The organism is Litorimonas taeanensis (assembly GCF_003634015.1).
Classification (GTDB): domain Bacteria; phylum Pseudomonadota; class Alphaproteobacteria; order Caulobacterales; family Maricaulaceae; genus Litorimonas; species Litorimonas taeanensis.
In genome coordinates this window covers 654,273-678,583 of the sequence record NZ_RBII01000002.1, presented here as the reverse complement: position 1 = coordinate 678,583, position 24,311 = coordinate 654,273, and the positions used below count along the sequence as shown (strand labels likewise).

The following is a 24,311-nucleotide window of genomic DNA, read 5'->3' as shown; positions in this document are numbered from 1 at the left end:
CTGATAGTATTGGCAGGCCCTTATCCTCTTAAAGACTCGCCATATTTGGGCGGGTCTATTTTTCTAGTTAACAATTCACCGCATTCGCTAAGAAACATCCGGTTATAGAAGGCTTTACTGCCTAGAGTAGAGATGGCGGGTTTTGCTTGCTCTTGATTACTGGCCATAGCCTCTATGACCTTGTTGCGCATTGATATCTAGAAGGTATCTCTTCTCTTCTTTAGCCACAAAAAAAGCCCGGAACATGTCCGGGCCTAAAGTTGGTCGCATCGGGGAAAGAGTGATGCTGATTGTTTTTAAACAGCTGATGAATATTTTTTCAAACTCTGCCTACTTAAAAGCGGCTTGTTACACTTGCCTGCTGATTTATCGGGCAAGATGTCATGTCATATGAATTATTGTTGTGCTTTTGGGGCGGTTTTCAGCGATTTAAGGGGTTTAACGTTAACTCTTGAACCCGCCTACCTCTCTAAACCAACTTCCTTGACCAAAAAAATAAAGTCTTAGCCTTCAGAGAGTGCGTGTTTAAAAGGCGTGCCGCCATATTCGCTGAACTGTATTCTCTCTTGCTCTATTTTGTGTGTCGATTATGGTTAGGCCCAAAGAATTATGGCGCCTCGCGCCCGTCCGAAATGAGAGAAGCATCATGAAAGTCACCCTAGAACGCAGCGCCTTAATGAAAGCGCTTGGACATGTTCAGAATGTTGTCGAACGACGCAACACAATTCCTATTCTCTCTAATGTTTTATTGAGCGCAGAAGGCGATCAAGTGAATTTAGTGGCTACAGATTTGGATATTGAAATGTCTGAATCTACAGGTGCAGATGTGGGTCAACCCGGTCAAATTACAGCCCCCGCTCACACCTTATATGATATTGTTCGAAAACTGTCAGACGGCGCACAAGTCGTATTACAAATTAATAGTGATGAGCGTCTGGATGTAGATTCGGGCCGCGCTCATTTTACATTGCCTTTATTGCCGTCAGGTGATTTTCCGAAAATGACAGCAGAGGGATTCACCCATGAATTCGTCATGGCTGCATCGGATTTACAGCGCCTGATAGACAAGACACGGTTCGCAATTTCCACCGAAGAAACCCGCTATTATCTGAATGGAATTTACATCCATGCCAATGCTGGAAAACTTCGCGCCGTTGCCACCGATGGGCACAGACTGGCTTTAGCAGAAACAGACCTGCCTGCTGGTGCAGAAGATCTGCCAGGCGTTATTATACCCCGTAAGGCAGTCGCAGAAATCCGTCGTTTGATTGATGGTGCAGATGGCAATGTTGCCATGAGTGTTTCCGAAGCAAAAATTCGTTTCACAACAGGTACGGCTGTTCTGACCTCTAAACTCATCGATGGGAGCTTCCCAGATTATGAGCGCGTCATTCCCAAAAATAATCCTAAAGAGCTTGTCATTGACAATAAAGTTTTTGCCGACGCCGTAGATCGTGTTTCTACAATCTCAGCAGAAAAATCCCGTTCAATAAAAATGTCGCTTAGCGAAGATAATTTAGAGCTTACCGTTAACAACCCAGAAAGCGGAAATGCAAATGAAGCCCTTGCTGTAAGTTATTCTGAAGACCCGCTCGAAATTGGGTTTAATGCAAAATATCTACTAGATGTCACCGGTCAAATTGAGGGCCGAGATGCTACGTTCTATTTAGATAGCTCAGCAAGTCCTGCCTTGGTTAAAGATAGCGAAGACCCAGATGCGCTTTTCGTCTTAATGCCTTTACGCGTTTAATTGTGAATGTGGCACGCTTCGCGCTGCTTTCTTATTAGGGCTTAGGCGTGCGTCATATATCTGCCCTGCGTCTAACTGACTTTAGAAATTATCACAGTCTCGATGTCACCTTCGGCCCAGAACCCGTTGTATTGTTTGGACCGAATGGCGCGGGTAAAACCAATCTCTTAGAAGCGCTTTCGTTTCTGTCGCCGGGTCGCGGTATGCGCCGCGCCAAAATTGAGGATCTGGCTAAAAGAACAATCAATAGCCAGGCTGTTGCCTGGGGCATAAACGCCACACTCAATAATGAAACCAAAATAAGTATCGGGCAGATTCCCGAATATCCGCGCCGCCGACTTGTACGTCTTAATGGCGCGAATGCGACCAGCACAGAACTGGCTCAAGAAATAAACCTTATGTGGCTTACCCCGGTTCAAGATCGGTTATTCACGGGCCCAGCGGGTGATAGGCGAAAATTCTTAGACCGCTTTGTATTCGCTCACGTCCCGGGTCACGGGGCCATCAGTTCACGCTACGAGAAAGCGCGAAGTGAAAGAAATCGCCTTTTGTCAGACGGTGTTCAGGACACGCGTTGGTTTGAAGCCCTAGAAACAGACTTAGCAATTTATGGGTCGCAAATCGCCGAGGCGCGGGCAGCAACTCTGACAGCCTTGCAAGCCGAAATTTCTGCCCGTGACTCTGTGTTCCCCAAAGCGCAGATATCTATTGAAGGCCATTATGAGACTTTGTCACTAAAGGGTATGGACACCCAAGGTGTGCAAAACGCCTTGAAAGAAGATTTAGCAAAAGGCCGAAGTCTGGCTCAACGGGCGGGCCGAACCTTAATTGGGCCTCATCGCTCAGATTTATGTGTGACTCATATTGCTAAATCCATGCCTGCCAGCGACTGTTCGACTGGGGAACAAAAAGCTCTACTCATCGGCCTCATGCTTGCTCAAGCGCGGACACATAATGGACCGACTATAAAATCACGAAAACCTATCCTTTTACTTGATGAAGTGGCCGCTCATTTGGACGAAGGCCGCCGAGCGGCCTTGATTGAGGAATTACTCGCTTTGGAAACACAAGTTTTTATGACTGGAACAGATGAAAGCCTCTTTAAGGCCTTTGATGGACGCTCACAAAATTTTGAAGTGAAAGACGGCCATGTTCAGAGTGTCAATTCATAAAAGTGCCCTGTTGCGCCGTAGCACAACAGGGCGTCAGTATCGAAACGGGGCGCAATGTTCGATACTAACCTGATATACACTTAGGGGGGTTCGTGAATAGGGTGATGATTTGCAGCAAGCCCTGCCCGGCCGTGCGTTATGAAGAGGCCTAATGCTCTTCTTTCATTTTTTTGTAAACTTAAATATTCCCAATTTATGTCAATAAACTTGGCTGCAAATTCCCAACTCCTGCGGCTTCGCTCATTAAAATTGTCTTTAGAAACTCTGACTCGTTTATAGCAGACAATCCCGCTCGCCGAAGATGAGCCAGAGCTTTACTCGCAGGGCGACTCAATGGGCCATTGGCGGGATTATAAAGATACGACAAACCATCCGTTGCCGCAGCCAAAGCCGTAACATCTGTTTTTCTCCAAGACGCATAATTTTCTAAGGCGGCGCCGCCTATGTCGCGTCCAACACTTCGGGCGTCTTTCAATACATCATAAAGCGCTGCTATATCACGCAAACCCAGATTTAGTCCTTGGCCGGCCATTGGGTGAATAACGTGGGCCGCATCCCCGATTAAAGCTAATCGCTTAGCTGTAACACTTTGCGCTATTTGCAAGGCCAACCCATAATTCTGGCGTGGGGCGATAAGTGAAATATCGCCTAAATGTCCACCAATCCTATGGTTTAACTCTGTGAGGAAATCATTTTCTGTAAGATTACAGGCCGCCTCTATGGCGCGTGACGTATCACTCCACACAATTTGGCTTCGTTGATCTATCAAAGGTAAAATCGCGAGTGGGCCGCCGGGGAGGAATCGCTGCACAGCCAACCCTTCATGAGGTAAGCTATGCGCTATTGTTGTAACCAAAGATTTTTGGTTATAGCTTCGCCCTTCATAAAGAATGCCAGCCGCTTTCCGAATAGGCGATCCAGCGCCATCCGCCGCAATAAGCAAATCAGCTGTAATCTTTTTACCTGCCACGATGCCCGATACGCCGCTGTCGTCATGAATTAAGTCTGAAATAAAGTGCGGCGCTATAACTGTAATGGCGCTCTCTGTTTTTAAACGATTGAGCGTAGCCACTGACAGAAGACGGCTTTCTATCATCTCTGCTATTTTGTCATGAGGGATAGATGAAGAATTAAAGTGAAGACGCCAAGCATTCTCTTCTCCAATTTCGCCATCAGTAATCAACATATCTTGTATAGGTTGCGAGAGATTGTCTGTCTCTATTTTCAAATGGTTTAGCAAACGCACGGAGCTTGGCGACAAAGCGAATGCGCGTCCATCTTGTTCATATATTTCTGAATTCAGGATGTCGCGGCCGTCAATGAGTGCTATCGATAAATTACCAATTTTAGCACACGCTAGGGCCGCCAATTGGCCGATGAGCCCTCCACCCACAATCAAAATGTCATAATTTGTTTTCACAAGATATCTTATCATAAAATCTATTGAGTTATAGCCGCAATAATGCGGCATTTAGGGTTACAATCACCTCTTAAAGGATTATCCTCTCCCCATGAAAATCAAACTCGCTACATGGAATATCAATTCAGTCCGCTTGCGCTTGGATCAAGTCTTGCGCTTTTTGGAAGAAGAGCAACCTCACATTTTGGGGTTACAAGAAATCAAATGCCAAGAGGAGCAATTTCCTTTCGCGCCCTTTCGTGAGGCTGGGTATGAATTTATCGAAGTTGCGGGACAAAAAGGGTATCATGGCGCCGCAACACTTTCAAAGTTACCCATGGAGAGACTGCCAACCACATTTTGCCCTCTAGGACACGCCCGCCATGTAAGTACACGCGTGATAGCAAAGGGCAAAGACTGCGATCAAGATTTTGAGTTTCACAACTTTTATATTCCCGCAGGTGGCGATGTTGCGGATCCAGAAATAAACGACAAATTTCAACATAAACTCGATTTTCTTGCCGCGATGAATGCCTATTTTTCAGAACGCTTCTCCAAAGGGGATGACCAACAAGTTTTGGTGGGAGACTTTAATATTGCCCCTCATGAAAATGATGTTTGGAGCCATAAACAGCTATTGAAAGTCGTCAGTCACACACCCCTAGAAGTCGAGTTATTAGCGAAGCTACAGGCTACACATGACTTTACAGATACAGCCCGCCTTCTTCATGATGATACAGAAAAGCTTTATAGCTGGTGGTCTTACCGGGCGCGTGATGTGATGGCCTCTAATCGAGGCCGTCGTTTAGATCATATTTGGGTGAGTCCCACTTTAAAATCTTGCGTCGAATCTCAAGGAAAATCAGGATATAAAATTCATGTGCCTTGCCGAATTTGGGAAAAACCATCTGACCACGTTCCCATCACGCAGATAATGGAATTACGCGACTAAACCGTCACACTCAATGCAAATAAAGCTTGCGCCGTGAAATATAGTGGCGTGATGAGAATCGCGTTATTTGAGCTTGGCCGAATAAAACGGTCTCTTGCAACAAATAGATCAGATATCGCAAATAAAAGGGCGGCGGGCACAATATATATATGCGGCCCAAGGAAGTCTGATTGTAAGGCGTAGATAATCATAGCCGAAATTATCAAAGTATAAAATCCAACAGGCCACACCAAATCTTTGGGCAGGCGCGGCTTTAAATATCGGAACACAATATAGGCTAATATGACGCCAAAAAGTAAGCTGCCTCCCCAATAGAATAAGGTGATGTTTGGGTTACTTATATGATTTGCTGCGAAAATAAAAAAAACATGGCCTATGGCGAAAGCGGCCATGCCTGATTTGAACATTGCCTGACTGTGACGCGATAAAAGAAAAATATCTCCTAATGCACAAGCAACAAGGCCAATAAAAATTAATATACCAAAATCAGTCTCCAGCGCGCCCTGCTGCAAAGCTAGTAAAACAAACCCGAATGCCGCGGCGGGTTTGAAAATCATTTGAGCCCGCCGCACTTGTTTCAGTTCAGCCAAAAGAAGCGCGATAACGAGAAGACAATAAAGACCGAGAAGGGCCATTTATATTGTTAATCCAACGCCAATCTATATCCACCGGGCTCTGTCATGAGAATTGATGCTATCCCCTTCTCTGGCTCAATTTTTTGGCGAAGACGATAAACATGAGTTTCCAATGTATGTGTTGTCACGCCTGAGTTATATCCCCAAACCTCTTCTAATAGCTCCTCCCTTGCCACAGCTTTTCCGCCAGCCCGATAGAGATATTTCAAAATATTGGTTTCTTTCTCCGTCAATCTGATGTCACGCACCGCTCGCCCTCCCTCTTCTTGAGGCGGGGTTAAACGTTTAAAGGCAGGTTTAAAGGCATAAGGTCCGATTTGAAAAATCGCATCTTCGCTTTGCTCAAAGCTTCGAAGATGGGCGCGAAGCCGCGCTAACAGGACCGAAAAACGAAAGGGTTTCGTCACATAATCATTGGCTCCAGAATTCAGACCCAAAATTTCATTCATTTCTCCATCATTGCCCGTCAGCATAACGATAGGCGCGGCCACTCCTGCCTTACGCATAAGCTCGCAAGCTTCTGTTCCCAGCATATCGGGCAAATCAACATCCAAAATAATAAGGTCAAATGTTTGGTTCTTGGCCGCATCAATACCTAATGTCGCCGTGCCAACATCGAAGGTTTCAAACTCATCATAAACAGCAAATTGTTCGACAAGCTCGCCTCGAAGCATTTCATCATCGTCAACCAGCAGTATGCGTTTTTTAACAGCCATGTTTCAGTCCTATGATAGCCAAACAAAATTTGTGGTGTCTTATTGTGTCATTCCTTTTAATGCTAATCGCAGTTTATACAAATTACATCACAAATGTGAGAGGAGTATATGTCTAAACACCTTCGCCTTGATATTGATTGCTCGTCTAGTACAGCCATTCTGGGGCATTATATTCTGCCATGCCGGATTGGGAGGGGCGGATATATCGATTCTACTAACGGGTGTGAAGGGGATGAAAAGACACCTTTGGGTCATTATAATTTGCGTTGGGGGTTATATCGCGCGGATAGATTGTCCCCGCCGCCGCGCAATTCATTATCTCCTCTTACTTGGCGTCCCTTACAGCCAAATGATGGTTGGTGTGATGACGTGAACAGTACCGCTTATAACCGGTTTATTAAATTACCTTTCTCGGCCAGTCATGAGGCCCTTTGGCGAGAAGATGGCGCGTATGATATCATCTTAGTTGTGAGCCATAATGACAGTCCGCCCAAGCCAGGCATGGGAAGCGCCGTTTTTATTCATATCGCACAGCCAGATGATAGAAAGACATTAGGTTGTATAGGGTTTTCACCTGATGACATGATCAGATTATTGCCCAAACTACATTGCGGCATGGCCGTGAATATTTACGCATAATCGCGATCACCAAATAATGCCGAGCCAACGCGTATAGATGTAGCGCCCATTTCTATCGCCACTTCAAAATCACCGCTCATACCCATTGACAAATTTTCGATGCCAACATTGCATGCCAATTTTTTTAAAAGCCAGAAATGCGGGGATGGGGCCTCATTCTGCGGCGGAATACACATAAGGCCCTCTGGATGAAGGTCGTAAGTCTCTCTCATCAACGTTATAAATGTTGGCAGTTCAGATGGCATCACACCGGACTTTTGTGGCTCTTCACCTGTATTGACCTGAACATAAAGACGCGGAAAGGTCTCCTTTGCATCTTGCGCGGTCATGTCTTGCTTAGACTTTGCTAATGTCTTTAATAGTTTTTCCCGATCGACCGTTTCTATGACATCAAATAATGCCACGGCGTCCTCTGTTTTATTAGATTGCAAAGGTCCAATAAGGCGAAGCTCTATATTTTTACGGGCTTGCGCGAATTTCTCACCCCAGCGGGTTTGTGCTTCTTGGACACGGTTTTCACCGAATTGCGTTTGTCCTGCCTTTAACATGGCCTCAATACGTGTATCAGGCTGCACCTTGCTGACAGCAATGAGAGAAATATCATTCACATTCCGTCCAGCACGCTTGGCAGACTTCGCCATACGCGCCATAATCATGGCATGTCTATCTTGAACTGTCATAGAATCGCTAGAGGAAGTTTCGGGGTTTATGTCTGACATAACGCCCCCATACAAAGTCTGGCCCGGTTTGCAAAGTCACCCTTTGGGTGAACATGCTCTCAATTTACGGGAAAAATATCTGAGTTCTGGAAAAATTAAATCTCGGTTGTCACCACTCATTGCTATGAGCGACCCTATCCGTACTCCAGACACCATTAGATGGGCAGGAAATCTGCCCGATCATTGCGCTATAATATATCGATATATCGATTTTGATCCCAATATCGCACGGTCTCTGCGCAACATAAGCCAAAAGAAAAAACAACAACTATTACTACGGTCTAAAGCCCTGGACGCAAACTGTGACGGTTTGCACTTTATTCGCTCAACCTCGCTAGAAGCGATACAAAAATTTCAGGTTTCAAACCCCAAAGCCATCACTACGCTCGCGGCCCTTAAGCATACCCAATACCCTCACCCACTACCGCCAGTAGACGGTCTTCTCGTTTCGGCCATTTTTCCAAGCCAAAGCCCGAGCGCGGGTGATCCTATCGGGGTACAGACCCTAAGACAGAAGGTAGAGCGTTTTGCCGTCCCCGTTTACGCTCTCGGGGGGATTAATCCTAAGACGGCACCAGAGCTTAGCGATACAGGCATCGCAGGTATTGCTGCGGTTGGGGCCTTAACACAGGAGAATACTATGACGAAAAACACCACAGATAAGAGAACAGGCCTTAAAATTACCAAATCAGAATCCGGGGATAAACTGCAATTCAAAGCCCAGTTTCCAGGATTGGATGATGAAGCTGTTTTAGATCTCAATTTAGTGGCCAAGGGCGTTTATAATGCGCACCATACTGGCGTTCCGAAATCAATGGGCGGGCAAGGCGTTGGAACGGCTCTCGTAAAGGCTATGTCAGAAGACGCAAAAAATATGGGCTATAAAATTATACCCGGATGTCCCTTTGTCGCTGTTTGGTTCAAACGCAAGCCTGAATGGGCCGAAATGTCCGCCTTAAACCCAGAAGACTTTAAAACTTAAAACCACCCTCAACAAAGAGGGCTGTGGCTTTATCTGTGCTCGGGGCAATTGCTGTTCCATCAAATCCATAGGTTTCGCGTTCAATATATTGCGCGCCCGCACCTAGTGTAAATTTGTCAAAATCATAACTTATTCCAGCGAGAAATTGATCAGATAGTAAACTTACATTTTCGTCTTTGGCATGACCATAGCCCAGAGTGAACCCAAGCGCGGAAGGTTTCCACGTCGCGCCAATGTCCCAAGCTTGATAGTCGCCATTCGCCAGACCATTATTTGATTGCAAAAATGATCCGCCAAGCGTCACATCCATCCATGACACTTCCGCGCCAACATTATAAGACTTCAAGTCATCAAAGGCGTCATATCCACTTTGTTCTGACCCAACGGCATATGTTGCTGTGGCTTCCATTTTAAGACCATTTGTAAAAGTCCGATCTAAAGCTAGGCCGACTTCAAATATATCCTCAATATCTGGAGAGGCTGTGCCCACAACATCTGTAGCTTTCACACAATAGTCCACACCGCAGGCCCGAGCGTTTAACGCATAAGAACCGCCTATTTGTACACCAACACCAACTGTGTCGCCTAATAATCGTGGACTTGTATAAGTAATTTTTTCAGAAAATCCTGAGGCATCATTCACTGTCTTAACGCCATCCAAACCCGTATAGTCAGTTGAGGAATTCGAAGCCCCAATAGCTAAAAGACTAGGTGCGCCAAGACTGAATAGATAGGCTGCGCCATCATCTCGGCCAATTGTAAAGTCACCATAGGCGCTACGTAAAAATAGATGCGCGCTTTCTAATGCGAGCTCTGACTCTTTTGCGTCATCGACACCAAAACTATAGAATCTAGAGGTGTGACCTCGTAATGCCGTGGGCGTTCCTTCAATGACAGCTGAAGAACAGCCTAACTCGGTTGGAGGGCAGTCTGTAACACGGCCGCCAAAGCCTCGTCGGTTTTTGTCATATTGTGCACGCCCTTCTAGGTTCACACCATATTCATAGCCTGAATCAGTAATGGCGCTTATTTCGAACTCTGCTTTTGCGTCGCCAATATAAGCGTCGTCCCAATCACTATCTGCCCCTGTGTCCTGATGCACAGCGCCTACGCCGCCTTTGACAAAGCCTCGAAATACAGTTGATATCCTATCTAGACCCAATTTTTCTTTCCAGCTTTTAGGCCCTTGGCGAGTCGCCTGAGGCGGATAAGTTTGAGCAGGGTATGTTTGCGTTGAAGCAGGTTGATAGGGCGAGTTTGAATAAGGTGCAGCATGACCTCCGCTCTGTCCGCCATAATAATATACCCCATTATTGTTTTGAGGCGCGTTGTTTTGAGGCACGGAGTTATTTAGAGGGGCGGACTGCCCTGTCGGCGATGAAGAAGAAGGCTGCGGATAATAATAATTTGACGTTGGAGTCGCCTTTGGAGAAGTCGCACGAGGAGGGGTCGGTGCCGTTTGCTGTGACGTTAAGGGCGACGCATATCCAGATTGCGACGGCGTGGTATTCGGTTGTGATGTGTAGGGCTGAGAGGCCTGTTGAGAGGAATATGGTCCAGAATATGACGTCGCTGCAGGGGCCGCAGATGGATAACTCTGAGTCGTCGTCGGTGTCTGAGTTATAGGCTGTTGCGTTGCACGCTGCTGGGGGGGTGATTGTGTTTGTGTGTTTTGCGGTAATTCCCAAGCTTGTTGCTTCTTTTGGTTTGCAAAGGGTGACTGCGCGCTAGCAATTGTCATAGAACCTAAGGCAATAACAATAACCGAACCTAAAACATAAGATGTTTTAGGAATTGAAGGCGATACTGGCTTTGTGAAAGCACTATCGTTCATAATTCACCTTTATGTTCTTCTTATCCGCCTCTTCAAAAAACCAAATCATAAAGGCGTGTTAACCTTTTGTTTGCCCTAAGCCTCCCTAAAAAATGGTTAACAAAGATTAAAAACTACGGTTTTATGGGGGAAAATGGCTAGTCGCCATTTCTGCTTTCCTGCAAAGAGAGACTAGTCCCACAGATATTTTGCGTTATAAGCCGCAAAAGCCTTTTTTCTTTCGGAGTTCGTGAATGTTATCGAAACTAAGCCGCCCTCTTCTTTTAAGTGCTGCCTCGGCGCTTATCATAGCCTCTGCCCTCGGTGGATGCAGTACGCTTTCTGGCAAAAGCAAAAAGGCCGAGCGAGCCGCTGCCGCAGCGAAAGCTCCAAATATGGGCGTGAACTCTTATTTGTGGCGCGCTTCTCTTGAAACACTGAACTTCATGCCTCTGGAACAAGTAGATCCTTTCGGCGGCGTCATCGTTACGGACTGGTACACATCTGCTGAAGCCCCCACTGAGCGTTTTAAGGCCAATGTTTACATACTTGATACGGCTTTGCGTGCTGATGCTTTAAAGGCTTCTATTTTCAAACAAACGCGTAATGCGGGCGGTTGGGAAGACGCGTCTGTGGATGCAGATACAGCCCGTCAAATCGAAAATGCTATTCTAACTCGCGCCCGTGAACTCTATATCGCAACCGTTGACAGCAGATAGCCTTGGTAGCTCTAATTTAGGCGCGAATCTAAAACCCATTACTGGTCAGGCTAGTTGGGTTTCGGCTTGTCGCCATTGATTGTAAAATTAACTTATAACCACTCGCATTTGGTGCTGAGCTTGTTCGTTCATATAGACCTAGCAAAGCCTTATGACTCTGCTATAGAACGGGCTTAAATTCGAATTGAGGCCGACAATCCATGTCTGAACGCTATAATGCATCCGAGGTTGAGCCACGCTGGCAAGACGTTTGGGAATCCCGTGATATTTATCGCGCCGATGATAACAGCGACAAACCAAAATTTTACGCGCTTGAAATGTTTCCATATCCGAGCGGCCGTATCCATATGGGGCATGTCCGTAATTACGCTATGGGGGATGTCGTTGCGCGATATAAAAAAGCGCAGGGGTTTGAAGTCCTTCACCCTATGGGTTGGGATGCCTTTGGAATGCCTGCTGAAAACGCTGCCAAAGAAAGTGGCGGCCACCCTAAAGATTGGACCTATGGCAATATAGATGCCATGCGCGCGCCGATGAAACGTCTAGGCTTTGCCTTAGATTGGAGCCGGGAATTCGCGACCTGTGACGAAGCTTATTACAAGCAACAACAAGCCATTTTTCTTAAGTTTTGGGAAAAAGGCCTTGTTTATCGCAAAACTGCCAAGGTCAATTGGGACCCAGTAGATAATACTGTACTCGCAAATGAACAAGTTATTGATGGCAAAGGCTGGCGCTCTGGTGCGGTTGTTGAACAGCGCGATATGGATCAGTGGTTTTTCAAAATCACGAATTACGCTGAAGAGCTTTTAGAGGGATTAGACACGCTCGACCGTTGGCCTGAAAAAGTTCGTACAATGCAAGCAAATTGGATTGGTAAGTCCGAGGGCCTTGAGATGCGTTTCGAAGGTTTAGGCGAAATGCCTGATTTTGAAATCTTCACCACTCGGCCCGATACATTATTTGGAGCAAGCTTCATTGCTTTATCGCCTGACCACCCCGTAGTTAAAGATTTAGCGAAAAACCATTCCGACGTTGAAAGCTTCCGCGCCGAATGTGCTAAAATTGGTACAACTGAAGAGGCCATCGCGACAGCACCAAAACTTGGATATGATACGGGATTAAAGGTTAAGCACCCCTTCATTGAAGGTAAGACCCTACCCGTCTGGATCGCAAATTTTGTTTTAATGGGCTATGGCACTGGCGCTATATTTGGTTGTCCTGCGCATGACCAGCGTGACCTTGATTTTGCTCGTAAATATCATCTCGATGTAACGCCCGTAGTATTGCCCCAAAATGAAAGCGCGGACACTTATTCCATAGTCACAGAGGCCTTCACTGGAGAAGGCACGTTAATTAATTCTGGTTTCCTTAACGGGCTGAATAAAGCCGATGGGCTGTCCGCGGCTATTTCTAAAATAGAGGATATGGGCCTTGGAAAGGGCGTAACAAATTACCGCCTCAGAGATTGGGGTGTCTCTCGACAACGCTATTGGGGTTGCCCAATCCCTGTTATTCATTGCGATGATTGTGGTGTCTTACCCGTTCCAGAAGCCGATTTGCCTGTTGCTTTGCCATATGATCACATTGACCTAACGATACCTGGCAACCCTCTGGACCGCCACCCAACCTTTAAACATGTTAATTGCCCCGCTTGCGGCAAACCAGCCCGGCGCGAAACGGATACTTTGGACACGTTCGCCGATAGCTCATGGTATTTTTCCCGCTTTGCAGGAGGCCAAGGGAATGGCGAGCCCAGTGATAAACCTTTTGACAAAACTTCGGCCAGTGATTGGCTCCCGGTTGATCAATATGTTGGCGGTGTTGAACATGCTGTTCTTCACCTTTTATATGCGCGCTTCTTTACGCGCGGCCTAAGGGATTGTGGACTACTTGACTTACCCAATGGTGAACCCTTTGCCGGGCTTTTCACTCAAGGAATGGTGACACATGCTGTTTATACGGATGAAGCTGGAAAATTTATTCTTCCCGCTGATGTTGACGAAAAAGACGGGGATTTGATTGACTTGAACACAGGGAAACCTGTTACCAAAGGCGACGTCATAAAGATGTCCAAGTCCAAAAAGAATGTTGTTGACCCAGATGACATCATCAAAACATATGGCGCAGATGTCGCGCGATGGTTTGTATTATCTGACTCCCCTCCAGACCGTGATGTAGAATGGACAGAGTCAGGCGTTGTAGGCGCATGGCGATTCTCTAAGAAAGTCTGGGCCCTTGTAGAGAATATTGAAAGTGCCAACCCCATGGTTGTTGCAACGGCAGCTGAAGGTCCGGCTCTTGATCTTAGACGTTTTGCCCATAAAGCTATGGACAAAATCACAGCCGGTATCGAAGCCTTCAGATTTAATACCTCAGTTGCGCAAATTTACGAACTCACAAATGCGCTCGGGAAATATAAACAAAATGATGACGCCAAAATGGAGGCCCTCGGCATCCTGATACGCGCTATTGCGCCTTTCATGCCACATTTAGCGGAAGAATGTTGGTCAAAGCTGGGCGGGGATACTCTGGTTTATGAAGCCCCATGGCCTGTTATTGACGAAGCTATGCTCGTCGAAGACAGTATTACCCTGCCTATTCAAGTTAATGGTAAGCGTCGTTCCGAAATCAATGTTCCCGCCGATATGAGTAAAAATGACATTGAGGCACTTGCTCTGGCCGATGAACATGTCGTGCGGTTGCTTGATGGTTTAACAATTCGCAAAGTCATCATTGTCCCAGGCCGCATTATCAATATAGTCGCCAATTAGGAGGCGTTTATGCGTAATCTAGCAATCCTCATTCTGTCGGCTTTATCCCTCGGTTTATTAACGGCCTGTGGTTTTGCGCCTGTTCATGGCGGTAGTAACTTATCGAGTAATAGTGCCTCAGCTTTACAAAACATTACCCTTATCGTTGAAGACGGCAAAGATGCGAATGATAAAGAAGCGAGTTTTCATCTAAATCAACGGTTACGAGATAGAATTGGAGTCAACCAAGGCGCGTACACTCTGACCGTTTCACCAAGTTGGAGTCGAGGGCGTCTAGGTATTTCCTCAGATGACGTTGCGTCACGCTATGATGGCAGTCTTCGTGCCAAATATACTTTAACTGATACTCGCTCTGGTAAGGTTATGAATACAGGAAATGTTACGGCCGTTTCCACTTATGGAGCGTCAGAAGACCCTTATGCCGTTATCGCTTCAAATAATAATGCCGTGCGCAATGTCGCAGCAGAAGCCGCCGACCGTATAATCTTTAAACTCGCAGGGTATTTTGCAGAGGCGGACCTCTCTAAGACCGCACCTTAATCTTACTTTTTTATGAAACTGACAGGGGCTAGAGCAACAAGGTTTATTGAAAAACCAAGCGCCGATGTTATCGGTGTTTTGCTCTTTGGACCAGACAGAGGACTCGTTAAAGCAAGAAGCCTTGCCCTTTCCAAAGTCTTTATGCCTAACGCTGATGATGCTTTTGGCACGACAATTTTGACCGCCGATGATCTGTCTGGAGACCCTGCGCGCTTAGCCGATGAAATGAGCGCTCTTTCATTATTAGGTGACGACCGTCTTGTACGGCTCCGACTCGATCATGAGCGCAATGGCGCGGCCATCTCAAAACTTATTAAGCAGTTTGATACTGAACCTGAGAAGGCTGAAGCCAAACTCATCATTGAGGCTGGCGATATGACGCCGCGCTCCGCCATTCGGAAAGCCTGTGAAGCATCAGCCCATTTTGCCGCTATTGGATGTTACGCAGCTAGCGCGCGAGACATCGCTGAACTTGCAAAAAGCAAACTTGCCGAACATAACATTAGCCTCATGCCAGATGCTCTAGATTTGTGGGTCCCTTTACTTGAAGGTGATCATGCACTTGCCTTGGGCGAAATAGAAAAAATGGCTCTTTATAAAGGGTATGGAAAATTTGAAGGGGCAAGCGTTACCGTTGCTGACATTCGCGCCATTGCTGCGGGGGGCCAAAGCGCCTCTATTGACATGATTGTTATGCAAACTCTTAGCGGAGCAATTGAAGAGGCCGATGCGAGCTATCGCCGTGCCATGGCAGGTAAACTAAACCCTGTGGGAATCTTAATCGGCCTTCAGCGTCACCTTTTACGCCTTATTGAAGCGTCAATGGCTATGGACGGAGGTAATAATGTGGGTCAAGCTATGCGAAGTCTGCGGCCACCCGTATTTTCCATGCAGGAAGATATGTTTAAACGCCACCTTTCCTTATGGCCGCAATCCATGTTACGGCGCGCTCTAACGCAAAGCCAAAAGGCTGAACGTGAAATTAAAACGGCTGCAGCTCCCGCAGAAGCTATTATGGGCCGGCTCATTCTTGCGCTGGCGTCTTACGCAGCAAAAAGGACTTAATTTATGGAACAGTTTTCCGAACTTTGGAATCAAGCTAGCGAACAATTTCCAGTATTGCTTCAAGCTTCAATGACCATTGCAGCGGCCTTTTCTATATTAGTCATTGGATGGATTGTGGCTAAGTGGATAAGGGGCCGCGTTAACCGAATTCGTTTAGGTAAACATGAAGTTGACCCTACTCTTCGTCCTGTTCTTGCCTCTGTTGTTTTCTATATTGTCATGGCAATGACGCTTTATGCGTTCTTAATCAAGCTTGGCGTTCCGCCTACATCCCTTTTGGCGGTGTTTGGTGCTGCGGGTCTTGCCATCGGTCTTGCTCTGAAAGACACATTATCAAACATTGCATCAGGCGTTATGATGCTCGTTCTTCGTCCGCTAGCTGTCGGTGAGTTTGTTGATACGGGTAGCACAGCGGGTTCCGTCGTTGAAATTGGGTTATTTGCGACAACACTTAAAAATCCCGAAGGTCTTTTCATCTTTGTACCCAATAGCCAAGTTTGGACGAATCGCATTCAAAATTTCGGGCGTCATAAAATCAGAAAAGCCGTTATCGAAATTGGCGTGGCTTATGAAACGGATTTAAAGCAGGCCCAAACTCTCCTATTAGAGACCCTTCAAAACACACCAGAGCTTATTCCTTTTACTACGGACGGTGTTAGCCAAGCTCCATCAGCCCCTGAAGTCTATGTGATGGCTTTTGGCGACAGCGCCATTAACTTGTCATGCCGTTGCTGGTTACCCGCTGATGATTGGTTTCGCCGTACGTCTGACCTGCGTATGGATATCAAATCTGCGCTTGATAAGGCAAATATCGAGATACCCTTCCCGCAACGCGTCGTGACAATGAAATCAGACTAAGGTTAAACTCTAAAATCAGTATAAGTTATTGAAAAATAACAATTATGTCTTTGAGAGCTTTTGGATAATCTCTTCCAATTGCTCACCTGTTTTGTAACTTATTTTTATATTACCGCCAGGGCCCTTGTGATTGAGGTCAACCTCTAGGCCCAACGCATCCATCAAACGGGTTTCAACTGCTTGCGTGTCCGCATCTTTATAACGTCTTGCTTTTGGGGTTTCCCCTCCTGCTTTCTTTATGCGGCGCACCCAATCTTCAGCCTCTCTTACAGACAGAGATTTTTCTGAAATCTCGCGAGCAAGAGCAATAGGGTCAGGAGCAGAGATAATAGCGCGGGCATGGCCCGTTGAGAGCTTACCCTCCGCTAGCATGTCTTGAGCAATTTCAGGCAGTTTTAGTAATCTCAGCATATTTGTAATATATGATCGTGACTTCCCTACAGCTTCAGCCACCTCTTCTTGTTTACGATAAAACTGGGAAATCAACGCATTATATGCTTTTGCTTCTTCGATCGGATTTAAATCGGCGCGCTGGACATTTTCAATCACGCCAATTTGGAGGACTTCCTCATCGTTAAGATCACGAATAAGCACCGGCATGGCCGTAAGACCGGCTGCCATTGACGCCTGCCAACGTCTTTCACCCGCCACAATTTGAAATCTATCTTTTTTCCCCTGCGAAACAGGGCGCACAAGAATGGGCTGCAAAACCCCTTTGATTTTTATTGAGCCTGTGAGTTCGGCTAATTTTTCTTTGTCAAAGAAACGTCGTGGCTGATCAGGGTTTCGTTCTAATTTATCAATTGAAACGAACTGAACACGCCGATCCGTTACATCAGGCTCTGTTTTTACATTTAAAGTCTCAACATTTTCAGGACGCCCTTTATGTATTACTTCAGTGGAGCCGTCCTTTGCGGATTCATCTTGGGGAATTGCTGATATATCGCTCATTAGGGCAGACAAACCGCGCCCTAAACCTCTGTTCTGAGGTTTCTTTTTTACAGGTGATTTGCTCTTATCTGTTTCTTGAGACATGACTTAACTCACTGATATAAAAAGGAACATTCTCTATTCCTTTGTTTTTTTATGACGCTGTAATAATTCAATCGCTAGGTCTTGATAGGCCACAGAGCCCGCACATGTTGGGTCATATGTAAGTACGGGCTGACCAAAAGACGGCGCCTCCGCTATGCGGACATTTCTTGGTATAAGCGTTTTAAAAACTGCCCGCCCTAAGTGTTTTCTTACATCTTCTGCCACTTGCGACGACAAGCGATTTCGTTGGTCGTACATCGTCAGCATGACGCCATCGATAACCAAAGAGGGGTTCAAATTTGCTTTGGCCATCTCTACAGTTTGTAAAAGCTGACTTAACCCCTCTAAAGCAAAAAACTCACACTGTAATGGCACAATTACCGAGCGCGCCGCTGTGAGGGCGTTCACCGTCAATAAGTTCAAAGAGGGCGGACAATCGATTAATACGTAATCATATCTTCGCCGCCCATCCCGTACAAGCTCAGCCACTTTTTTACGCATCAATGTCGTCCGCCCATCTTGGCTTCCGATCTCCATTTCAGCTGCAGATAAATCTACGTGTGAAGGCACAATATGTAATTTTTCCACAGATGTAGGCTGTATTGCCTCTGCCAGACTCAGGTCTTCTGTTAAGACGTGATAAATTGATTTTTCTCGGTTTTGACGAGAAACACCTAGCCCCGTAGACGCATTGCCTTGAGGATCAATATCAACCAACAGAACAGACTGTCCCTCTAACGCCAAGGCTGCGGCAAGATTTATCGAGGTCGTTGTTTTTCCAACACCGCCTTTTTGATTTACGATAGCGATAACCCGCATAATATCGGCCTCTAACTCTAAAATAACCGCTATTTCAGGCGCTTAACGTCCTTGATAAGCAAAACGCAGCCCGCATCGTCGGTTAAACTTTGTACCGTTTCAAAATCAAAAGTCCATGTGGCATGCGCAAGTTCTATCTCTTCGTCCACAGCTCCGCCTTTCAATAAAATAAAACGCGTATCCTTACCTATGAAAGGTTCTGCATATTCTAAGAGTCGGGGCAAAGGTGCGAAGGCTCTGGCCGTAATGACATTAGCCGTGAAGACGTCCATGTCTTCGATGCGGCCACCATGCACTTTTGCTGGTAAGTCTAAATCACGTATTACTGTTCGCAGATAGCTTGCTTTCTTTCCCGCTGATTCCGTTAAAGTGATTTCTGCGCCCACAAGATTTCTCAATGCAATGGCTGATGCAATAGCTGGAAAGCCCGCACCCGAACCAAAATCCAATATTAGCTTATCTGTTTTCTGAAAATGGGGCGTAATTTGCCAGCTATCCAATGCGTGCCGCGTCCAAAACTCTGGCAAGGTTGACTTCGCCACGAGGTTTATACGCTTATTCCACTTTAATAATAGCGTATGCCACGCTTTATAAAGCTCTAATGTTTCACGGGAAACATCACTTTCTTGGAGGAAAATATCTTCAGGCTGCACGGTATTGTTTCTTTAAATAGGCTAGAACGGCCATTAATGCGCCTGGTGTAACGCCCTCTAATTTAGAGGCCTGACCCAGAGTTTCAGGTTTCCCATCAGATAATTTTTGTCTCACCTCATTAGAGAGACCACCAATGGCACTATAATCTATGTCTCTTGGGATTCTAAGGCCCGCATCACGGCGAAAAGCCTCGATATCCTTTGCTTGGCGCTCCAAATACCCTGCATAAATTGCGTGCGTTTTTAGATATTCTGATTGCGCCTCGGACAACTCCATTAGTTCAGGCCACACAGCTCCAAGTGTAGCTACATCAATATTTGGATACGCCAACAAATCCATCGCTGTTCGCGCCACGCCGTCTTGGTTTATTGAAAGACCTTTGGATTTAAGAACGTTTGGCGTTGCCACCAGGCTCTCTGCCAATATCTTGGCCTTTTCAAAAGCGGTATGTTTCACATGAAACATTTCTGAACGTGTATCAGAGACGAGACCTAAGCTTTCACCCAAAGGTGTCAGACGCGCATCAGCGTTGTCAGCCCGCAACGCTAAGCGATATTCAGCACGCGATGTGAACATACGATAAGGTTCCGTCACACCTTTCGAGATAAGATCGTCAATCATCACGCCAATATAGGCTTGGCTTCTGTCCAAAATCAGAGGCTCGCGAGATTGCACGGCGAGCGCCGCATTAGCGCCAGCAATCAACCCTTGGGCGGCCGCTTCTTCATAACCTGTTGTGCCATTAATTTGCCCAGCCAAATATAGGCCTGTCAGTTTTTTTACCTCTAAAGTGCTACGAAGTTCTCTAGGGTCCACATAGTCATACTCAATTGCATAGCCATAGCGCTCAACAACAACATTTTCGAGTCCGCGCATCGTTCTAAGAAAAGCGTCTTGCACCGATTCAGGCAGTGAAGAAGAAATCCCATTCGGATAGACAATATCCCCGTCAGGGTTACCCGGCAAACCTTCTGGTTCCAAAAATACTTGATGGCGCTCTCGGTCAGCAAAACGAACCACCTTATCTTCAATTGAGGGGCAATATCTCGGCCCGCGGCCTGAAATGGACCCGTTATTAATCGCAGAAAGCGAGATGTTGTCCTGAATGACTTTATGGGTCTCGACATTCGTATGCGTGATACCGCATGAAATTTGCGGTACCGTAATTTTATTATTCAAAAATGAAAATGGGACAGGGTCTTCATCTGCCGCTTGCATATCAAGCGAATCCCAATCGATTGAACTTTTACGAAGGCGGGCGGGCGTGCCTGTTTTAAGGCGCCCCATCATCAAACCTGTATCATAAAGCCGGTCACTCAAACCAATCGAAGGTTTCTCATCTACACGACCCGCTGGGATACGCGTATCGCCAATATGAATCATTCCTTTTAGAAAAGTCCCTGTTGTCAACACTACGCGGCGCGCCGACAGCTCTAATCCTGTCTCAGTTACAACACCTCTAACGACGCCATTTTCCAATATTAGATCTTCGGCCGCGCCAGCCATTAAGTCTAAATTTTCAATTGTCCCAAGCTCAGACTGCATAGCATTGCGGTATAAAAATCGATCTGACTGCGTACGAGGCCCCTGAACAGCAGGCCCTTTAGAGCGATTTAATAACCGAAACTGAATCCCTGACGCATCAGCGGCCACGCCCATTAAGCCGCCCAAAGCATCTACTTCTCTGACTAGATGCCCTTTGCCCAATCCGCCAATAGCGGGGTTGCAAGACATTTCACCGAGCGTTTCTAGCTTATGCGTCAATAATAAAGTTTTTACCCCTAAACGCGCAGAAGCCGCCGCTGCTTCGCAGCCGGCATGGCCCCCGCCAATTATAATGACATCCCAAGATTGGGTCATATTCTCACTCTAACTTTTAGCCTGTCGGTGTTTCACGTGAAACATGACGCGGTATATATGCCCGTCCCATAAAGGCTCTTGAGTAATCTGTCGAGGGCTAGACAGCAGCCCCCGTTATTACAGAAAGTAGCGCTTACTTGCCTACGCAAAATCGAGAAAATATTCTATCAAATACGGCTTCGATATCAGACTCACCTGCGAGTTCTGATATAGCCCTAAGGGCAGATCGCAAATCATCTCCTGCGAGTTCCGGAGAAATGCCCAATTGACTACGAGCACGCTCAAGCGCGCCTTCAGCTCGCAGCACGCAATCTCCATGGCGTTCGCGGGTTAATCCAGCCTCCTGCCCTATTGAGAAATTATCAGAGATTATTCTCTCAAGCCTTTGATATATAACAACTTCTCCGTCATCATCAACCAAGTTACTATGAATGGTTTGAGCAGGATATTGCAAGCTTATGTCTAATGCGGACTGTAAATCATCATCTAAGCCAGAGGTGTTTATATATATAATGTCATTATCAGATAGTGACGCCATAATAGATGGGTCAAATTCGGTAAAACCTAACCGTACAACATAAATTGTAATTTCTGCCTCACTTGAGCGTTTTTTTGCCCGGCGAACCCCCTCAGCCTCAATCACATTATCTGTATCGCGTAAACCAGCCGTGTCAGACAATGTAATCGGGAGGCCCGCCATTATCATTTGTGCTTCAACTATATCACGTGTTGTACCGGCTTCAGGCGATGTTATAGCAATGTCCCGACGCGTGAGCGCATTTATCAATGTCGATTTTCCCGCATTTGGCGCCCCAATAATAGCTATATCAAGACCAGATCGAACCGCCGCCCCGCGTCCCATATCTTGCCGGGCTTTTTGCATATCAAGGATAAGTTTTGTTAAAGGTTCATATGCCCTGTGGGATAGGCCGTCTGGAATGTCCCCTTCATCAGGGAAATCTATCTCCCCTTCTATCTGCGCCAAAGCGTCTAGAATATTCTCGCGCCAGCCTTCATATAACTCTCGAAGGCCGCCGCCCATTTGACGTAAAGCCTGAACACGCTGACCTTCAGATTGAGCATCAATCAAATCCGCAAGGCCTTCCGCTTCTGTCAGGTCCATTTTACCATTTTGAACAGCGCGGCGCGTAAATTCACCCGGATCTGCCTGTTTCAGACCCAAAGCTAAAAGAGCGCGGCTTAAGCCTTGGACAACAGCCGCGCTGCCATGTGTTTGAAATTCCACACAATTTTCACCCGTAAAGCTGGCCGGCGCAGGGAACCAAAGGGTCAAAGCCTCGTCAATAGGGTTGCTTCCATCCCACAAGGTTCGAAGCGCCGCATATCGTGGTTTTGGGCATTTTTGCAGCGTCAAAGCACGTATTACGGCCTCACATGCAGGACCACTTACACGAAAGACAGATACGCCAGAACGCCCCGGGGCAGAACTCAAAGAGAAAATAGTCTCTGCCGCACCTTTAATGGGTGTGGATTTATCAAATTGAACTGGAGTCTTCATGTATGCGGCTATAAAGCCAAACTGCAGACCGCGCAAAGATAAAGGATTGCTAGAAATGTTACGTACGCTTACCCATCTCGCTCTTGGTTCATTCACAGCATTGGCACTTATAGCCTGCCAAAACCAAGCTGCTGAACAAAAAAATGAGGCTCAAACAAACACAGTAACTCCTGTATCGGAAGCGCCGCTTAACCTTCTTAAATATGATTTGATAGATGTTTTATCTTGTCTTCCAAACAATAATACTCTCATTGCAGCCCATCGCGGCACATCGCGCGCTTGGGATATTCCAGAAAACAGCTTGCAAGGCCTCAACCTACTTATTGAAGCCGGAACATTAATCGCCGAAATTGATGTAGCAGGCCTCAAAAGCGGCGAGCAAATCCTCTATCATGACGGTGTATGGGACAGAAAAAGTACAGGGAAAGGCCCATTAGCCAGCACGACATGGGACACGGCAGAAACCTATCTTCTAAAAAGTTATGCGGGAACACTTTCGTCTGAAAGGCCGCCCCTTCTCTCAACCGTTCTCGATCTTGCTAAGGACAAAATTTTCTTAGAAGTGGATTTTAAATCTAGCGCAAAAACTGATGACGTTCTTCGCCTAATACGAGAACGTGATATGGCAGGACAAGTTGTGCTCATTGCTTATACCCAAGAGCGTGCAAAAGAGTTGCAAGCCTTAGCTCCTGAGATGTTAATTTCAGCTCCTGGAGAAGACAAAGGACAGGGTCTCAACCCAAAAACAACGCTTCTATGGATGGGACGAAATATAACATCACAAATGGGAAAAACGGATATGGCGGGTTATATTGGCCTCGTTAGTAAAGAAGATAATATTTCTGAAAAAGCGGCGCAAAGCGTTTTTCTTGTATCCGATTGGCCAACGGATTATCCCGCAATTATAGGGGAATATGATCAACAGGCTTATGCGACCTGTCTAGCAGAGAAGTAAATATTAGTCCCTATTGGCCCTGCCGGGACCAGTATTTCTGCCAAATCATATCCTCGCCAAGACTTGCGATAAATTCTTTATGCGCCAGCCTTTCGGCTTCGGTAAGGCTTGACGGTAAAGCTGTAGGTCGTTGCCGCGCCATTGAAGCACTGGCATTACGATAAGGGTTATGCGGTTTTGCCTTTTCACCGTCTAACCCTAAAAGACGTGCTCGGCCGCCATTCAACTCAAGATACACCGCCGCCAAAAGTTCTGAGTCAACAATGGCGCCATGTTTATCCCGTGACGACAAAGAAATATCAAAACGGCGACATAACGCGTCTAATGATGCTGGCGAACCAGGAAACTGCGCATTAGCCATCGCCAAAGTATCTTTAAACTGAGAACTTGGAATGGGGTCATAACCCGCCCTTACAAGCTCGGCATTGATGAAGCCTTCATCAAACCTCGCATTATGAGCAACCAAAGTGTCCTGCCCAACAAAATCAAGAAAAGCTTGAGCTTGCTCTTTAAACTTAGCCTTCCCACGCAAAAACTCGGTGGTCAGACCTGTAATTTCTACAACCTTATCTGGGACATCTCTTTCAGGATCTAAATATGTGTGAAATTGCTCACCAGTCGGCAAAAGATCAATAATCTCAATACAGCCAATTTCGGTAATGCGGTCTGCACCCTTAGCGTCAAATCCTGTTGTTTCCGTATCAAAAACAATTTCGCGTTTGCCTGACATGAAGCTATC

General features: G+C 46.3%; 22 protein-coding genes. 11 read left to right on the top strand and 11 right to left on the bottom strand.

Annotated features, from left to right (window positions below; translation table 11 throughout):
- The first annotated feature begins 646 nt into the window (after positions 1-646).
- The gene (dnaN, locus tag DES40_RS11205) at positions 647-1,750 is read left to right on the top strand and encodes a DNA polymerase III subunit beta (RefSeq protein WP_121102187.1); all 1,104 of its coding nucleotides are present in this window, start codon (positions 647-649) and stop codon (positions 1,748-1,750) included.
- Positions 1,751-1,797: 47 nt separating this feature from the next.
- Positions 1,798-2,922 carry a DNA replication/repair protein RecF gene (gene recF, locus DES40_RS11200; protein ID WP_121102184.1) on the top strand — a complete coding sequence of 375 codons (1,125 nt, stop codon included), beginning with the start codon at positions 1,798-1,800 and terminating at the stop codon, positions 2,920-2,922.
- A gap of 193 nt (positions 2,923-3,115) precedes the next feature.
- On the opposite strand, the gene DES40_RS11195 is transcribed toward recF, so the two are convergent.
- Entirely contained in the window at positions 3,116-4,342 is a 1,227-nt protein-coding gene (locus DES40_RS11195; RefSeq protein WP_170144971.1) for an FAD-dependent monooxygenase, read from the bottom strand.
- A gap of 91 nt (positions 4,343-4,433) precedes the next feature.
- Here DES40_RS11195 and DES40_RS11190 point away from each other — a divergent pair, with 91 nt between their 5' ends.
- On the top strand, positions 4,434-5,273 hold the full coding sequence (locus DES40_RS11190) for an exodeoxyribonuclease III (protein WP_121102177.1): 840 nt from the start codon (positions 4,434-4,436) through the stop codon (positions 5,271-5,273).
- Here DES40_RS11190 and DES40_RS11185 read toward each other — a convergent pair.
- Entirely contained in the window at positions 5,270-5,908 is a 639-nt protein-coding gene (locus tag DES40_RS11185; protein ID WP_121102175.1) for a lysoplasmalogenase, read from the bottom strand. The two genes, DES40_RS11190 and DES40_RS11185, sit on opposite strands and share 4 nt — an antisense overlap.
- An 8-nt stretch (positions 5,909-5,916) precedes the next feature.
- Entirely contained in the window at positions 5,917-6,624 is a 708-nt protein-coding gene (locus DES40_RS11180; protein ID WP_121102171.1) for a response regulator transcription factor, read from the bottom strand.
- 108 nt (positions 6,625-6,732) lie between these two features.
- Between DES40_RS11180 and DES40_RS11175 the strand changes: the two genes are divergently transcribed.
- On the top strand, positions 6,733-7,263 hold the full coding sequence (locus tag DES40_RS11175) for a L,D-transpeptidase family protein (RefSeq protein WP_121102168.1): 531 nt from the start codon (positions 6,733-6,735) through the stop codon (positions 7,261-7,263).
- Here the strand turns inward: DES40_RS11175 and DES40_RS11170 are convergent.
- Positions 7,254-7,943: a YggS family pyridoxal phosphate-dependent enzyme gene (locus tag DES40_RS11170; RefSeq protein ID WP_121102165.1), complete on the bottom strand. Its 690-nt coding sequence runs from the start codon at positions 7,941-7,943 to the stop codon at positions 7,254-7,256. The genes DES40_RS11175 and DES40_RS11170 overlap by 10 nt on opposite strands.
- Before the next feature lie 28 nt (positions 7,944-7,971).
- On the opposite strand from DES40_RS11170, the gene DES40_RS11165 reads away from it, so the two are divergent.
- Entirely contained in the window at positions 7,972-8,964 is a 993-nt protein-coding gene (locus DES40_RS11165) for an N-acetyltransferase (protein ID WP_121102162.1), read from the top strand.
- Here the strand turns inward: DES40_RS11165 and DES40_RS11160 are convergent.
- Positions 8,954-10,798 (bottom strand): porin, encoded by a 1,845-nt coding sequence (locus tag DES40_RS11160; protein WP_121102159.1) that lies wholly within the window; start codon positions 10,796-10,798, stop codon positions 8,954-8,956. The genes DES40_RS11165 and DES40_RS11160 overlap by 11 nt on opposite strands.
- Positions 10,799-11,031: 233 nt before the next feature.
- On the opposite strand from DES40_RS11160, the gene DES40_RS11155 reads away from it, so the two are divergent.
- The 5 genes from DES40_RS11155 to DES40_RS11135 all read left to right on the top strand — a co-directional run bounded on the left by DES40_RS11155 (position 11,032) and on the right by DES40_RS11135 (position 16,730).
- Complete coding sequence (locus DES40_RS11155) at positions 11,032-11,496, top strand: DUF3576 domain-containing protein (RefSeq protein ID WP_121102157.1); 465 nt, start codon at positions 11,032-11,034, stop codon at positions 11,494-11,496.
- Positions 11,497-11,696: 200 nt separating this feature from the next.
- Positions 11,697-14,267, top strand: a complete 2,571-nt coding sequence (gene leuS / locus DES40_RS11150) for a leucine--tRNA ligase (RefSeq protein ID WP_121102154.1) — start codon at positions 11,697-11,699, stop codon at positions 14,265-14,267.
- 9 nt (positions 14,268-14,276) lie between these two features.
- Positions 14,277-14,807 carry an LPS assembly lipoprotein LptE gene (lptE, locus tag DES40_RS11145; protein ID WP_121102151.1) on the top strand — a complete coding sequence of 177 codons (531 nt, stop codon included), beginning with the start codon at positions 14,277-14,279 and terminating at the stop codon, positions 14,805-14,807.
- Positions 14,808-14,819: 12 nt separating this feature from the next.
- Positions 14,820-15,872 carry a DNA polymerase III subunit delta gene (gene holA / locus DES40_RS11140; protein WP_121102148.1) on the top strand — a complete coding sequence of 351 codons (1,053 nt, stop codon included), beginning with the start codon at positions 14,820-14,822 and terminating at the stop codon, positions 15,870-15,872.
- A 3-nt stretch (positions 15,873-15,875) separates the two neighbouring features.
- Positions 15,876-16,730: a mechanosensitive ion channel family protein gene (locus DES40_RS11135; RefSeq protein WP_121102145.1), complete on the top strand. Its 855-nt coding sequence runs from the start codon at positions 15,876-15,878 to the stop codon at positions 16,728-16,730.
- A gap of 42 nt (positions 16,731-16,772) precedes the next feature.
- Here DES40_RS11135 and DES40_RS11130 read toward each other — a convergent pair whose 3' ends face one another.
- The 5 genes from DES40_RS11130 to mnmE form a co-directional block, all read right to left on the bottom strand.
- Entirely contained in the window at positions 16,773-17,765 is a 993-nt protein-coding gene (locus DES40_RS11130; protein ID WP_121102143.1) for a ParB/RepB/Spo0J family partition protein, read from the bottom strand.
- 33 nt (positions 17,766-17,798) lie between these two features.
- Positions 17,799-18,584 carry a ParA family protein gene (locus DES40_RS11125; protein ID WP_121102140.1) on the bottom strand — a complete coding sequence of 262 codons (786 nt, stop codon included), beginning with the start codon at positions 18,582-18,584 and terminating at the stop codon, positions 17,799-17,801.
- A 29-nt stretch (positions 18,585-18,613) separates the two neighbouring features.
- Complete coding sequence (gene rsmG / locus DES40_RS11120; RefSeq protein ID WP_121102137.1) at positions 18,614-19,237, bottom strand: 16S rRNA (guanine(527)-N(7))-methyltransferase RsmG; 624 nt, start codon at positions 19,235-19,237, stop codon at positions 18,614-18,616.
- Positions 19,227-21,098 (bottom strand): tRNA uridine-5-carboxymethylaminomethyl(34) synthesis enzyme MnmG, encoded by a 1,872-nt coding sequence (mnmG, locus tag DES40_RS11115; protein ID WP_121102134.1) that lies wholly within the window; start codon positions 21,096-21,098, stop codon positions 19,227-19,229. Before mnmG ends, rsmG begins: the two co-directional genes overlap by 11 nt.
- Positions 21,099-21,231: 133 nt before the next feature.
- Complete coding sequence (gene mnmE, locus DES40_RS11110) at positions 21,232-22,617, bottom strand: tRNA uridine-5-carboxymethylaminomethyl(34) synthesis GTPase MnmE (RefSeq protein ID WP_121102131.1); 1,386 nt, start codon at positions 22,615-22,617, stop codon at positions 21,232-21,234.
- A 55-nt stretch (positions 22,618-22,672) separates the two neighbouring features.
- Here mnmE and DES40_RS11105 point away from each other — a divergent pair, with 55 nt between their 5' ends.
- A complete protein-coding gene (locus DES40_RS11105; RefSeq protein ID WP_170144970.1) occupies positions 22,673-23,572 on the top strand; it encodes a glycerophosphodiester phosphodiesterase family protein in 900 nt (299 codons plus the stop codon).
- Between the two features lie 10 nt (positions 23,573-23,582).
- Here DES40_RS11105 and dnaQ read toward each other — a convergent pair whose 3' ends face one another.
- Entirely contained in the window at positions 23,583-24,302 is a 720-nt protein-coding gene (gene dnaQ, locus DES40_RS11100) for a DNA polymerase III subunit epsilon (RefSeq protein WP_121102126.1), read from the bottom strand.
- Positions 24,303-24,311 lie beyond the last annotated feature (9 nt).